Below are 13,802 nucleotides of genomic sequence, written 5' to 3' on the forward strand. Positions count from 1 at the left end.
ATAGGGGTGTAAAAAATGGCAGTTAAGAAAAAAGAAACAGCGGCCCCCGTATCCTTTATTTGGGGTACAGGCAGAAGAAAGAACGCTATCGCCCGAGTACGCATCTGCGAAGGCGACGGTAAGTTCCTTATCAACAACAGAGAAGTTAACGACTATCTCCCGCGTTTTTACTGGTCTACACAAGCTGTTGAAGCGCTGAAAGTAGCCGGCATCGAGGGCAAGATCGATGTATTCGTCAATGCCCACGGCGGCGGACTTACAGGTCAGGCAGGTGCAGTGCGCCTTGGTGTCGCAAGAGCGATCCTGAAGATGTACCCCGCAGCACGCCCCTCCCTTAAGAAGGCCGGACTTCTTACCCGCGACTCACGCATGGTTGAACGTAAGAAGGTCGGACTCAAAGGAGCAAGAGCAGCCAAGCAGTTCTCAAAGCGTTAGTTTTTCGAGATTCAAATCGAACACTTTTCACACGGTTTTTGCGGGGGTATTCCGGGCGTTGCTTTTTGCCTGAAATACCTCTTTTTTTGCTCTTTTGAAGCTGATCATTTTCGTATACTTCAGATCAGTGATTTTTAGGAGCAATTAAGCACTTGTACGGAGTTCTGTGGAATATTGCCTCTGTAGACCGGAATACTCAGATATGATTAATTTTCCTCTTGACCTTGCAGTTGTTGCGCACTAAACTTTACTGCGTAGATAACAATGCATCGGGCAACACCCGAAGAAGGGAGCAGTCCATGGATAGTCCCAGTCCCAGTCCTGAACCTCAAGGACGCTTAGCGAATATTTTCTAGCCCGGGCTGCACTTTCAACAAGCACCCGGCGCTGCCGGGTGTGGAGTATTTAATTAATTTACTTCTTTTCATCCCTTCACTCCCGTAGATTTAACAGTTTTTTTGACATAACGGCATACTATGCCGATGGCATCTTTTTGATGACACCTCCTGACTTGTGCATCAGTGCATGTTTCAGATCACGGGATAATTCAGAAAAACAGCGGGGAGGAAAAAACAATGCTCAAAATTTCAAAGACATTTGACGACAGGCTCCTTGAACTTGATCAGGACAATATCGAATCAGGATCATGGATAAGCCTGATAAAACCAACAGCAGAGGAACTTATATTAACTGAGAGATTAACAAAAGCTCCTCAGGACTTCGTAAGATCTGCACTTGACCCGGAAGAATCCTCCCGTATTGAAATAGAAGACAATCACATCCTTGTCCTTATAAACGTTCCTGTCAACCACGAAGACAGACCCGGAGAGTACGATACCATACCTCTCGGAATAATCGTCACGCCTGATTTTTTTGTGACGATCTGCCAGGAGTACAACGATATCCTCCAAAGCTTCACAGAGAGCAGATACAGGTATTTCAGTACCTATAAAAGAACCAGGTTCCTGTTCCAGCTTTTGTATCATTCCGCACTGCTGTTCCTGAAAGACCTGAGACAGATGGCCAGGAAATCGGACAGGATAGAGCAGGATCTGCGCCTGTCAATGAAGAACGAAGAGCTATTTCAGCTCCTGGACCTTCAGAAGGGGCTTACATACTACTCAATGTCACTGCGTTCCAACAGAGTAGTCGTTGAACGCCTGCTTCGCCTTTGTTCCAATCCCCAGGTCAACCATCTGATCAAGTTCAGGGAAGAGGATGAGGAACTGCTCGATGACGTGAGGGTCGAATACGATCAGTCTATTGAAATGGCTCAGATCCAGACAGATGTTCTTGCCGGCATGATGGATGCTTTTGCCTCCGTTATCTCCAACAACCTGAACATGGTCATGAAATTCCTTGCCTCAGTAACGATAGTGATGGCGATCCCTACAATGATCGCAAGCTTCTTCGGAATGAATGTTCCTGTCCCTTGGGCATCCCATCCAATGGGGTTCTTTATTGTCGGGATGGTAACGATGGCGCTGACTATAGTTACCATAGTCCTGCTCTGGAAGAAAAAGTTTTTCTAGGTAGACCATGGTCAAAATCTATATTTGTGATAAGGTTTGCATATGTTTCCCAATTAAGCATCAATAACATACAGTTTCCTTGAAGGGGGAGACTTCCGATTGAAAATATCAGAAGTTATAAAAAATAAAAAAGTGTGGATCATTGCGACAATTTTGATTGCAGCGGTCACTGTGTCAATTTTTTATTTTGAGGAACGAGCCAAGGATGAACGTGTAAGGGCTTCAGGTACAGTTGAAGTGACGGAGCTGAATCTCTCGCCTCTGGCTGGGGGAAGGATCCTGGAGCTAAATATTAATGAATCTGACCATGTAAATAAGGGACAGCTGATAGCTCGCATGTCCCTGGACGGAGCGGACCACGATGTTGAGATGGCAGAGGCATCACTGGCTGCTTCCAAAGAACAGCTCCTTGAGCTCCAGAACGGATTCAGAAAAGAGGATATTTCCAGGGCAGAGGCTGAATATGCACTCAGGAAGACGCAGTATGAGCAGGCTGTGAAGGATCATGAACGTTTCAAAGAACTCGCTGCTGATGGAGTGGTCCCTGTGAGGGAAGCCGAGTTGTACGAAGAAAGCGCAAAATTAAAAAGGAATAGTATGAAAATGGCTGCAGAGACACTCTCAATGCTGAGAACAGGTATGAGGCCCGAGCAGATAGAGGCAGCAAAGGCAAACGTAAAAAGAGCCGAGGCCGCATTACTCAAAACAAAGATACTGGTCAGCTACAAAGATTTTTATTCGCCTGCTGCAGGAGTGATCCTTACCAAGAACTACGAGGTCGGAGATGTAGTAAGTCCGGGTGCACCTATAGCAACTCTTGGAATAATGACAGACTGCTGGGTCAAGCTATATATCCCTTCCACACAGTTAGGACTTATTAAGCTTGGCGGAGAGGCCGAAATATCGGTAGATTCGTATCCAGACAAAAAGTTTAAAGCCTCTGTGACGGAGATAAACCAACAGGCTGAATATAACCCCAGGCTCTCACTCACCCAGAGCGAACGTTCAAACATGGTTTTCTGGATAAAGTTATCCGTGGATGATCCCGAAGGTATCCTAAAGCCAGGGATGCCGGCGGATGCTGTTATTTTATGAAAGACGCGGAACAGGAAATTTGTCTGAGCTACAAAGAGGTAGGGAAGAAATTTAAAAACATCTCCGCTCTTGATGATATATATCTGGAAGTGCACAGGGGGGAGATATTTGGATTCATCGGTCCTGACGGAGCAGGCAAGACTACGCTGATAAGGATGGCGATGGGGATAACCAATCCTGACAGAGGGGAATGTACCCTTCTGGGCAGCACCGACAGACGTAAGGCTAGAAAGAATGCCGGATACGTACCCCAGCTTTTTAGTCTATATACAGATATGACAGTAAATGAAAACATTGCCCTTTTTGGTTCGTTATACGGTACTTCCAGAGAAATTGTCCTTAAAAGAGCAGAAGCGATACTCAAACGTACCGGCCTGTGGCCTTTCAGGGAGAGGATGGTCGGAAAGCTTTCAGGAGGCATGAAGCAGAAACTGGCGCTTGCCTCGGGACTGATGCATACTCCTGAAATACTCTTTCTGGATGAGCCAACGACAGGAGTAGACCCGGTCGCACGAAGGGAATTTTGGGCGATGCTTTATGAGCTTAACAGAGAGGGACTGACAATAATAGTTTCAACTCCATATATGGACGAGGCGGAACTATGCACCCGCAAAATGTTCATCAACAATGGGAAAATACTTGATGTGGGTACTTCTGAAGAACTTCTTAGCCGTTTTGACAATAAAATACTTAAGCTGGAACTTGACGAAAGGCGTGCCAAGGAGTGGATTTTGAAGTGCGTGCATGTTCATGACGCTAATTTGTTTGGCAGCAGCTACCACATAGTTGTAGATGATGTTGTGGCGGCGGCCCGGGAGATAAAAGAAGAACTTGTTCTGAGATATACCGAAGCCCCTCAGCTTTACGAGATAACGCCAAGTCTTGAAGACCTTTTTGTCGCCTTTTCGGGAGGTACTCCCTCTTGCCCCAGATAGCCGTCGAAACAAGGGAACTTACAAAAAAATTCGGTGACTTTACAGCCGTGGATAACATAACTATGTCGATTGAAGAGGGTGCGGTGTATGGTTTCCTTGGACCTAACGGTTCCGGGAAATCCACAACCATCAGAATGCTCTGCGGTCTGCTTGCACCAACATCTGGAGTTGGGCTTGTCCTTGGGATGGATCTTGCCAAAGAGGGGAGAAAGATAAAAAACCAGGTTGGCTATATGTCTCAGAAGTTCAGTTTATATCCTGAAATGACAGTTATAGAAAATCTGGATCTCTACTCCGGCCTATATGGTTTAAAGGGAGCAGAAAAAAAGGAAAGAATAGAGCAGATGCTTGCGCTTGCTGGCCTTCAGGGAAGGGAAGACGAACAGACAAGACTGCTCTCGGGAGGCTGGAGACAAAGGCTGGCACTTGGGTGCGCGATTCTGCACAGGCCCAAAATACTTTTTCTGGATGAACCGACAAGCGGAGTTGACCCTAAGGCAAGGCGCCTTTTCTGGGACATCATATACGATCTTGCTGCGGACGGAACCACGATAATGGTAACTACCCACTTTATGGATGAGGCCGAACACTGTGATAAAGTGGCGTTCATATACTTTGGCGGCCTTATCGCTGACGATACGCCTGCGGATCTGAAAAAGCTTATTCCAGGAAAGTTATTCGAAGTGGATTCAGAGAACGGATTTGAACTCCTTGGCAGGGTACAGCGGGGTGAAGCGGGATCTGTAATCGATTCATACTTTTTCGGGAAAAAGCTCCATCTGCTTGTCAGCCAAGACAGCAGTATAAAAAACGAGGCAATATTCGAAGGATCTTTCGTTAAAGAAATAACACCATCCATGGAGGATGTCTTTGCATACCTTGTAAAGAAAGAATCAGCTAAGGAACTGGATGGCGGAAGGATCTCCGGCACAGGGGAGATCAGGCTGAATATTGACGTAAGCACGGCAAAAGAGGGATAGGCATGGGATTTGGAAGACTTCGGGCACTTATAGTCAAAGAATTTATTCAGGTGATGAGGGACAGGCTTACCCTTGCCATGCTGATATTCATGCCTGTGGCGCAGCTGCTGATATTTGGTTTTGCAATAAACACAGATGTCAAACATCTTCAGACCGCGATCTTCGATCAGTCAAGGACCCAGGAAAGCCGTGAAATGATACAGAGTTTCACTGCCAGCAATTACTTCGACATAAAATTATATGCCGATAACATCAAACAGATAAACAGGGCAGTAGAATCCGGAACTGCCAAGGTCGGGATAATAATCCCGACCGATTACGCACAGCGTTTGAAGAGCGGAAGGCAGACAAGCATACAGGTGATAATAGATGCTACGGACAACATGTCAGCATCTTCAGCAATGGCGGCAGCACAGACACTTGGAATGCTGAAATCACAGGAGATATCCGAAGTTAGATTCAGGAGAATGGGATTTGAGATACCCCCGCAGGCTGTTGATATGAGAATACGTCCCTGGTACAATCCGGATTTTATAACGTCGTGGTATCTTGTGCCCGGAATAATGGGTCTGCTTCTGACAATAACTCTGATCGCCATGATGGCGATGGCCATCGTACGAGAGAGTGAACAGGGAACGCTGGAACAGCTTCTTGTAACCCCTATGCATGCGTGGGAACTGCTCCTGAGCAAAATACTTCCATATATCATAGTCGGCTATATTCAGGTCATAGTCTCAATTATTGTTGGTATGGCCATATTCAGGATGCCCTTTTTAGGAAGCAAGATACTTTTCTTTGTTCTGACTTTCTTCTATGTAGTTGCGAATCTCTCACTTGGGATAATGATCTCGACCTTTTCGCAAAACCAGATGCAGGCTTTGCAGCTTTCGATATTTCTGATCCTGCCAAGCGTACTGCTTTCGGGGTTTGTTTTCCCCATCGAGGCGATGCCAATAGGGTTTCGTTATCTCGGGGAGTGCATACCAATAACATATTACATAAGGCTCTCACGGCAGATAATACTCAAGGGCGGCGGATTTGAATATGTGTGGAAAGATACCCTCGCATTGTGCGTATATATTGCTGTGATGTTCTCTTCAAGCATAGTCATGTTCAAAAAACGTTTTGTGCCATGATCCTCAGGAGGCTAAGAAAATGAAAAAAATGTCTCTCTTATTAAAAATTGTATCGTCATTTATCATACTTATCTCATTTGCTGAGGTTTCATTCTGTGCAGACTCCCATAGTCTCGAAAAACTGATCCTGAAAGCCTGTGAGGGAAACCCGTTAATATCTGCTGCAGAGGAAAGAGTCTTGCAGGCGGAAGGGGCGCTGCAGGAAGCGGGGGCAAAAATGGGTCCCAAATTTGGTGTGGGTGTTGCCGCTATCTGGCCGAGAGACAGATTCGTACCCATTGAAGGTCTGCCGTTGGGTTTTGGGAATGTGTACATAGCAGCTGCTGGTTTTGTGCAAACGATTTACGCGGGAGGATCGCTCTGCTCTTCAAAAGAGGCAGCAAAGCTTGCAAGGGATGCAGCTGAAGCAGAGAAGGAAAGGATAACCCAGACGGTCACTAACTCTGTCAGAGTTGCCTATTACAATTGGAAACGAGCATTTGAAAAAGAAAAAGTATCCAAAGAAGCTCTGGTACTTGCCAACGATCATCTGTCGAGGGCAGAGAAGCTTTTCAAATCGGGACTCATTGCAAAAGGAGACGTTCTGAGGAACAAAGTTGCAGTTGCTGACGCTGAGCTTAACCGTATAAGGGCAGATAACGCAGTTGAGATATCCGTCAGCGTACTTGAAAGGGCAGTTGGCTCTCCGCTGGATCTGAAGGAGATAGAAGGAGTAAAAACTGATTTGGATATTGTCCCGTCCATTGAACCGACATCAAATATGGAAGAGCATATTAAGGCGGCTTATGAAAACAGGATGGAGATAAAGATGTACGATCTAATGAGCAGGCGAGCCCTTAAGGTAGCCAGGGCTGCGGAAGGTCAGCTCCTGCCCCAAATAATAGCTGCCGGAGCTGTAATGAATTCCGGGAACGAGTTTTTCCCGAGCGGTAATGAGGAAGTGGTTTTTTCAATGATAGCCCGTTGGACTATTTTTGACAGCGGAGAGACCGTCGCAAAAACAAAACAGGCGAAAGCTCAAGCGAGGGAGCTTATCCATCTTATTGATGACATGAAGAACACGATCAAAATGGAAGTAACTCAGGCAGAGCTGAATCTTAAATCATCACACAGCAGACTCGAGGTTGCGGAACGCCAGGTTGCTGAGTCAGAAGAGGACTATAGGATCGCGGTCAGAAAATACCAGGAACAGGTGGGAACAAACCTGGACATGCTGGACGCCAGATTGGCTCTTACCAACAGCCGGACAGAGAAAGTGGAAGCTTTGTACGATATCTATATTGCAGAGGCGGACCTCCTGTATTCACTGGGTAAATAGGATTAGCAAAGATAAGCATTTATGTTTGATAAATGAATGAAGGCAAGAATAAAGTTTATTTTCACGGGAGTTTTTCACATAAAAAGACATTGCGCCTTTTTTCTCTAAGTCAGAAGCGTAAATTGTTTTGTTTTGACGTTTTATTCATTCAATTCAGGCATGAGTAGTCTTTTCCCCCCTTTACTCAAATCAGGAAGAGGAATACAATTGATAGTGTGTGTGAGAATTGTCCCGATACTGGGACAGATATCTTAAAGTAAATGCCCGTTTGGGCGAAAAATCCAAGGAGGTTTTTTGTATGGCCGTACAGAAACGTACTTCCAAGAATGTTCTTCTTGCAACAGCTTTGGAGAACTTCTATGCAGCAGCTGAAGAAATGAATCTTGATGAGGGGCTGGTAGAAGTTCTCAGCCGTCCCGAAAGAGCTGTCTGTGTCTCCGTCCCCGTAGTTATGGACGACGGTTCAGTAAGAGTATTTGAAGGTTACCGCGTACAGCATTCCACAGTCTGCGGACCGGCAAAGGGCGGACTCCGTTTCCACCCCGATGTCAACCTCGAAGAGTGCGAAGCTCTCGGAAGCCTTATGACATGGAAATGTTCACTTGCAGGTATTCCATACGGCGGAGGCAAGGGCGGGATCGCTGTAGATCCTTTCGAACTTTCACCGCGTGAACGTGAAATGATGACCCGTACATTCGCAGCACGTATCGCCCCCTTCATCGGCGACTGGACAGACGTTCCTGCACCTGATGTCAACACCGGCGGTCCTGAAATGGTCTGGATAATGGATACCATTTCAAAACTTCGCGGCAAACTTGAGCCCGGCGTAGTAACAGGCAAACCCATCGCCTACTGGGGATCAAAGGGCCGCACGGCAGCAACAGGCCTCGGAGTTTCAACATGTGTCCTTGAACTTCTTAAAACACAGAAGGTAGACCCCAAAACAGCAACAGTCATCGTACAGGGCTTCGGTAACGTCGGAACATACAACGCACTCTTCCTCCAGGAAGCAGGAGCAAAAGTTGTAGGTATCAGCGACATCACCGGCGGTTACTACTGCAAGGACGGAATTGACATCAAGGCAGCGAAGGCATTTGTTGAAGCACATCCGAAGCGTATCCTTGACGGCTACACACAGCCCGGACTCGTAAGGATGAGCGGAGAAGAGATCCTTGAGCAGGAGTGCCTTGTTCTTTCACCCTGCGCCCTCGAAGGTGTCATCAGTGAGAAGAATGCCGACAAACTTAAGTGCACATATATCGTCGAAGGCGCAAACGGACCTATCAGGCCCGACGGTGACGTTATCCTTGACAGGCGCGGTATCCTTGTCGTTCCTGACTTCCTTGCCAACAGCGGCGGAGTCATCGGTTCATACTTTGAATGGGTACAGGACCTCGCCGGATTCTTCTGGACAGAGGAAGAGTACAACAACCGCCTCGTACCGATCATGAAGGACAACTTCAAGAGAGTATGGGATTATTCACAGGAACACAGCGTAAAGATGCGCCGCGCAGCATTCCTTGTTGCGATCAAGCGCGTTGCAGACGGCCTTAAGCTGAAAGGTTTCTTCCTCTAAGCTTTAGCTGACCAATACAGTCAAAATAATAAAAGCCGCTCCTCAACAGGGGCGGCTTTTTCGATTGTGCGTCGGGTCGGATCTTCTCAAAACCCTGATATTAATATTTTTATTAACAGATATCAAAAGTTTCTTCCAGAGCCTTTATAAATTTTACCAGTGCTTCGTTTATGGGGACCTCAATGCCGTGCTTTTTTGCAAGACTGCAAACAGTTCCTCCAAAGGCCTCGACCTCAGTTTTTCTTCTTGCTTCGACATCCTGCAGCATCGAGGTCTTTCCGGTAGGGTTGAGCGAGCTGAGTATATCGATGCATTTTGTGATATCACCATCACTCAGGTCGATCTTTTCAGCCTTCGCAACCGCGACCGCCTCCAGCATGGCCTCAGTCAGCAGACCTCTTACCGCTATTGAATCCCTGATCGCGCCGTAGGTGCATCTGAGTACGGCAGTGACCTGGTTGGCTCCGACGTTGAGCATGAACTTAAGCCACAGGTCGCGTATCATGTTTTCGGGAATGCTATATTTTATGCCTGTCTTTTTGAAAAATTCTTCGACGGCCAATACCCTTTCTGTATACTTTCCAGGAATATTTTGGGCTTCGCCAAATGGTACAAAACCCAGATTTACGTAATTAGTATAATCTCCGATCCGCGTTGAATCCGTCCGCATCACGTATGAATATAGGACCTTATCAATTCCATATGTTTTGCCTATCTCTTCCTCGCTTGATATGCCATTGAGGAATGAGATTATTATCGTATTTTCTCCAACATGGTTCGCGGCCTCTTCGATTGCCTTGGGGAGGTGGTGGTTCTTGACAGCGAAGATAAGGAGATCCGCAGGCGGAACTTTGTCTTCGGGTCCGAATATCGGGAACATGTAAGTCTTGCCGTTTACACATACACCATTTTTGCGATATCTATCTGCCCTGTCACCCGAAGCTACCGCCCTGATATTTCCCATTGGTACAGACTCTGAGATCTTTGCAAGATTTGCGCTTCCAAGTGCGCCAAGTCCAATGATCGATACTGTTTCAATGCTTTTCATTCCCAAAACTCCATTTCCACTTTTATAAAATAATTGAACTGTTAAGTGCATTGTATACTATTTGAGCCTTTGTTACATTCTATAAAAATACCGGCGCACTAAAAATGTGCGCCGGTATCGATCGTAGATGTTAACGGAGATCGGTTAGATTATTTCCTTTGCAGTCACTGCCTTGTCAAACCAGTCTTTGCCTTCTACCAGTCTTGAGACCAGCATTGCTGAGCAGGTGTCTCCAGTGGCGTTGACCATTGTAGCTGCCGGGTCGACCAGGAAGCCTATAGTTGCAATAATAGGGAACGCTTCAGGCGGGAATCCGTAAAGACTCACTATCAGCATTTCTCCGACCAGGCCTCCGCCTGGTATACCGGAGAGGACAACTCCTGAAAGAACTGCGACTGCGACAGCAGTAGTGATAGTTCCTATTCCGGTGAAGGGGATGTTGAAGATGCCGAAAAGGAATGCGATCTTAAGGATACCGCTTAGGCAGGAACCTTCCATGTGAGCTGTTGCTCCGATAGGCAGCACTATTTCAGCAATATCTTTTGGGATACCAATATTTTGCGCGGCTACAAGGTTGACCGGCAGGGTAGCATTGCTGCTCTGTGTTCCAAGCGCAGTTATTGATGGTGTTATTATATTCTTCCAGAATACCCCAACTCCCTTGCCCTGCGTTGCTATCCATGAATAAATAGTAAAGGCGACAAAGAAATAGCCGAAAGTAGCAATATGGTAAATAATCATTGAGCGGAGATATGCTCCGAGAAGGTTTGGACCATAGTCTCCTACGAGAGTTGCAAAGTAGGCACCCAGACCTATCGGGGCATAGTACATCAGGTATTTGACCATCTGGAGCATAGCATCAGCAAATACCGCGATCCCGCGTCCGACAGACCTTCCCCTCTCTCCAAGCGTCTGGAGGCAGAAGCCGAAGAATATGGTGAAAATGATCAGCGGCAGCATTGCCCTTCTTGAGAGCAGCAACGCGAAATCTTCTACCGTAAATGCCTTTACTATCTGGTCTGCTGTACTTAATGCCTGGAAATCACCCGGGGCCTGAAGCTGAATGTTTGTCCCTGCTGCAGGCGGGAAGAGTGTGACGGTTAGAAGCATAAGGATCGCAGCTATTGCTCCTGTTACTAAAAAGACGAGTACCAGGGATCTCATGACCTTGCCGAGTCTCTCCATTGATGACATGTTGGCGACAGCGCTGCAGATAGTTGAGAAGACCAGGGGAACGACTACCATAAACATTGCATTGATAAAGACATCTCCAAGAGGCTTAAAGACCAGCGCGTCTTTGCCCATCACGGCCCCCACTATACAGCCGATCACAATTCCTGTGAGAAGTATGATAGGGAACCGGTAGGCTTTCCAGAGACTGTTTGATTCTGATGCCATGATAACCTCTCCTTTCGTTTCTGCTTTTATTGGGTATGCTGAAAGTATAGAACAAAGATACTTATGTTGAAAGAGGATGATGGATATTAAATCATTTTTAGCACAAATTGACCATACCAATATAAACAATAACAGGTAAAAAGAAAAAAAGTTATCCATGCAAATTTATACGAACGTATAAAAACGATGTTCAGACGTGCCTGCAACCAGTTGCGCAATATTATACACTTTTCTTTTTTATTTACTACTCTTCTTTTTTACTGTAAGCGTCAAATATTATGATCTGGGCTGCGTACAAACAAAAAGTGTCCCAGGATATCCTGGAACACTTATGCTAGTGAGGGTCTAGTAAAACTTTTTAATGGTGCCGGAGACGAGAATCGAACTCGTACGGGTTGCCCCACACGCCCCTCAAACGTGCGTGTCTACCATTTCCACCACCCCGGCACTCGAGACTTAGAAATTATACGTAGCATATCCTCTTTCGTCAAGTCTCTATTTGAAAAAAACGGACCTCACTTGCGTGCTGCTTTTGTGCAGTATCCAAAAGCTGATCAGACCCCATGTGAGATAAGGCATAAAAAAATCGGAGACGCTCAATTGCGTCTCCGAAAAATGATCCATGAACTTATTTGCTGTATTCGCGACGTTCCTTGATACGAGCTGCTTTGCCGCTGAGTTCGCGGAGATAGTAAAGCTTCGCTCTGCGGACCTTACCTTTGCGTACGATCTCTACCTTTTCGACGCTCGGGCAATGGACCGGGAATATTCTTTCTACTCCTATCCCGGCCGACATCTTTCTGACGATAAAGTTCTCGCGAATTCCGCCGTGCTGACGTCCGATAACTACTCCTTCAAATATCTGGATGCGTTCGCGGTTGCCTTCTTTAACTTTAACGTGGACTTTTACTGTATCCCCGGGGCGGAACTCTGAAAGGCTTTCATCAGTCTTTAAGAATCTCTTCTCAATAAGTGCTATTCTTGGATCTATCATGAGGTTTTTCCCTCCTTATCTTGGTATGTGTATTTTTGTCATTATTTTAACTTTTTATGGCCGCTGAGGGCCTGTGCTGATCGACGGACGGAAACCCTGTTTCATCTCCAGCCGAAAAATCTGTCAAGAGTGATGCTGACCGCACTTCTTACTGAAAGATGGTTCCAGCTGTCAAGCCCTCCGGCGATCGGTGTCATTACAGAGTCTGCCTCTTTTAAAATATCTTCGTGCAGTCCCCAGCCCGTCCCGAATATGAAGACAGGAGAGAGATCCTCTTCAAGTATCCTGCGTTTGAGTGACAGCCAATGAACAGCGCCTTCAACGGACTTTGCTGTTGTCGCTATCTTGAAAGGTTCTGTTTTTTCTCTTTCTCCGATCCATTTCAGCGCTCTGTTGACTGAAGCGAAGATCTTTAGTGTACTGAATGCTTCGCTCCTGTCCTGGTTATAAGAGGCTCCCCAACCTTCAGTCCAGTGAGAGGCTATCCTCTTGACCATTTCACGCTGCTGGGCCAATGGCGTTACCAGAAGATACTTTTTGATCCCGTATGTGCGGCATGCCCTCGCGATGTCATGAAGATCCATTCCTGTGATCGCTGTGGAGGACTTTTCGCCTCTTTTGTCGAGTACAGGGTAATGGACTTCCATCACGTAAGCGCCTTTGGAGAGCCAGGGCATTATCCCGGCCCGCCCTACTATGTCAGGCCTTCTTTTAAGCGTTCTCTCGACGGCCTGCCTTCTGCGCCACTTATTGATGGCCTTCTCATCACCGCTCAGGAGGATATCCGGTACTTTGTGCCCGTTCCATTCAGAGGGTCTGGTGTAGTGAGGCGTATCAAGCATCCCGCCAAAGAAAGAATCTTCCCTGACAGCTTCTGACTTGCCTACTACTCCGGGGATGAGCCTTGAAACGGCATCTACGATCGCCATTGCAGGCATTTCCCCGCCGGTGAGCACAAAATCGCCTATTGAAATTTCAAGGTCCACATTTTTTTCGACGAATCTTTCATCGACACCTTCGTAATGACCGCACAGTATGACAAGATGCTCTTTCCTTGATAGGTCTTCGACCAGTTCCTGATGCAGCCTCGTCCCCTGTGGAGAAGGATATACAAAGAACGGTTTTCCGTTTCCCTTCAGGCTGTCGAGTGCCTTTTGGAGAGGCTCGGCCATAAGCACCATTCCGCCGCTTCCGTAGGAATAATCATCGATCTGCCTGTAACTGCCTTCTGCAAAGTCCCTTATGTCGAGGACATCGACCTCCAGCCTGCCCTTCGCTATCCCTCGTCCAAGCACGCTTGCTCCAAGATAGCTCTTTATGAGATCAGGGAAGGCTGTAATAATGGATATTTTCAT

At 46.7% G+C, this 13,802-nt stretch carries 12 protein-coding genes and 1 tRNA gene; 8 read left to right on the forward strand and 5 right to left on the reverse strand.

From position 1 onward, the window contains the following. The first annotated feature begins 15 nt into the window (after nucleotides 1–15). From CVV54_06740 to CVV54_06775, 8 genes are all read left to right on the forward strand, one after another. Complete coding sequence (locus tag CVV54_06740; GenBank protein PKL04199.1) at nucleotides 16–435, forward strand: 30S ribosomal protein S9; 420 nt, start codon at nucleotides 16–18, stop codon at nucleotides 433–435. 575 nt (nucleotides 436–1,010) lie between these two features. Beyond that, nucleotides 1,011–1,967: a magnesium transporter gene (locus CVV54_06745; GenBank protein ID PKL04200.1), complete on the forward strand. Its 957-nt coding sequence runs from the start codon at nucleotides 1,011–1,013 to the stop codon at nucleotides 1,965–1,967. Nucleotides 1,968–2,030: 63 nt separating this feature from the next. Next, nucleotides 2,031–3,062, forward strand: a complete 1,032-nt coding sequence (locus CVV54_06750) for a hypothetical protein (GenBank protein ID PKL04201.1) — start codon at nucleotides 2,031–2,033, stop codon at nucleotides 3,060–3,062. Then, on the forward strand, nucleotides 3,059–3,997 hold the full coding sequence (locus CVV54_06755) for an ABC transporter ATP-binding protein (protein ID PKL04202.1): 939 nt from the start codon (nucleotides 3,059–3,061) through the stop codon (nucleotides 3,995–3,997). Before CVV54_06750 ends, CVV54_06755 begins: the two co-directional genes overlap by 4 nt. 62 nt (nucleotides 3,998–4,059) lie before the next feature. Next, nucleotides 4,060–4,977: an ABC transporter ATP-binding protein gene (locus CVV54_06760; protein PKL04267.1), complete on the forward strand. Its 918-nt coding sequence runs from the start codon at nucleotides 4,060–4,062 to the stop codon at nucleotides 4,975–4,977. 2 nt (nucleotides 4,978–4,979) lie between these two features. Continuing rightward, nucleotides 4,980–6,113, forward strand: a complete 1,134-nt coding sequence (locus CVV54_06765; GenBank protein PKL04203.1) for an ABC transporter permease — start codon at nucleotides 4,980–4,982, stop codon at nucleotides 6,111–6,113. Nucleotides 6,114–6,132: 19 nt separating this feature from the next. Further along, complete coding sequence (locus CVV54_06770; protein ID PKL04204.1) at nucleotides 6,133–7,431, forward strand: hypothetical protein; 1,299 nt, start codon at nucleotides 6,133–6,135, stop codon at nucleotides 7,429–7,431. Between the two features lie 298 nt (nucleotides 7,432–7,729). Beyond that, a complete protein-coding gene (locus CVV54_06775) occupies nucleotides 7,730–9,007 on the forward strand; it encodes a glutamate dehydrogenase (protein ID PKL04205.1) in 1,278 nt (425 codons plus the stop codon). Between the two features lie 112 nt (nucleotides 9,008–9,119). On the opposite strand, the gene CVV54_06780 is transcribed toward CVV54_06775, so the two are convergent. The 5 genes from CVV54_06780 to CVV54_06800 form a co-directional block, all read right to left on the reverse strand. Then, a complete protein-coding gene (locus CVV54_06780; protein PKL04206.1) occupies nucleotides 9,120–10,106 on the reverse strand; it encodes a 2-dehydropantoate 2-reductase in 987 nt (328 codons plus the stop codon). Between the two features lie 93 nt (nucleotides 10,107–10,199). Continuing rightward, nucleotides 10,200–11,453: a sodium:proton antiporter gene (locus tag CVV54_06785; GenBank protein ID PKL04207.1), complete on the reverse strand. Its 1,254-nt coding sequence runs from the start codon at nucleotides 11,451–11,453 to the stop codon at nucleotides 10,200–10,202. Nucleotides 11,454–11,815: 362 nt separating this feature from the next. Next, a tRNA-Leu gene (locus CVV54_06790) sits at nucleotides 11,816–11,900 on the reverse strand. A gap of 181 nt (nucleotides 11,901–12,081) precedes the next feature. Next, nucleotides 12,082–12,447, reverse strand: coding sequence for a 50S ribosomal protein L19 (locus CVV54_06795; protein ID PKL04208.1), 366 nt, complete (start codon nucleotides 12,445–12,447; stop codon nucleotides 12,082–12,084). Nucleotides 12,448–12,548: 101 nt separating this feature from the next. Next, complete coding sequence (locus CVV54_06800; protein ID PKL04209.1) at nucleotides 12,549–13,802, reverse strand: tRNA (guanosine(37)-N1)-methyltransferase TrmD; 1,254 nt, start codon at nucleotides 13,800–13,802, stop codon at nucleotides 12,549–12,551.

Source organism: Synergistetes bacterium HGW-Synergistetes-1 (assembly GCA_002839185.1).
Taxonomy (GTDB): Bacteria; Synergistota; Synergistia; order Synergistales; family Synergistaceae; genus Caenicola.

Bases quoted from the DNA above. Each gene is read 5' to 3' on its own strand.
- CVV54_06785 (PKL04207.1), bottom strand. From the start codon at position 11,453: ATGGCATCAGAATCAAACAGTCTCTGGAAAGCCTACCGGTTCCCTATC.
- CVV54_06740 (PKL04199.1), top strand. From the start codon at position 16: ATGGCAGTTAAGAAAAAAGAAACAGCGGCCCCCGTATCCTTTATTTGG.
- CVV54_06780 (PKL04206.1), bottom strand. From the start codon at position 10,106: ATGCACTTAACAGTTCAATTATTTTATAAAAGTGGAAATGGAGTTTTG.
- CVV54_06745 (PKL04200.1), top strand. From the start codon at position 1,011: ATGCTCAAAATTTCAAAGACATTTGACGACAGGCTCCTTGAACTTGAT.
- CVV54_06760 (PKL04267.1), top strand. From the start codon at position 4,060: ATGTCGATTGAAGAGGGTGCGGTGTATGGTTTCCTTGGACCTAACGGT.
- CVV54_06770 (PKL04204.1), top strand. From the start codon at position 6,133: ATGAAAAAAATGTCTCTCTTATTAAAAATTGTATCGTCATTTATCATA.
- CVV54_06795 (PKL04208.1), bottom strand. From the start codon at position 12,447: ATGATAGATCCAAGAATAGCACTTATTGAGAAGAGATTCTTAAAGACT.
- CVV54_06755 (PKL04202.1), top strand. From the start codon at position 3,059: ATGAAAGACGCGGAACAGGAAATTTGTCTGAGCTACAAAGAGGTAGGG.
- CVV54_06800 (PKL04209.1), bottom strand. From the start codon at position 13,802: ATGAAAATATCCATTATTACAGCCTTCCCTGATCTCATAAAGAGCTAT.
- CVV54_06775 (PKL04205.1), top strand. From the start codon at position 7,730: ATGGCCGTACAGAAACGTACTTCCAAGAATGTTCTTCTTGCAACAGCT.
- CVV54_06765 (PKL04203.1), top strand. From the start codon at position 4,980: ATGGGATTTGGAAGACTTCGGGCACTTATAGTCAAAGAATTTATTCAG.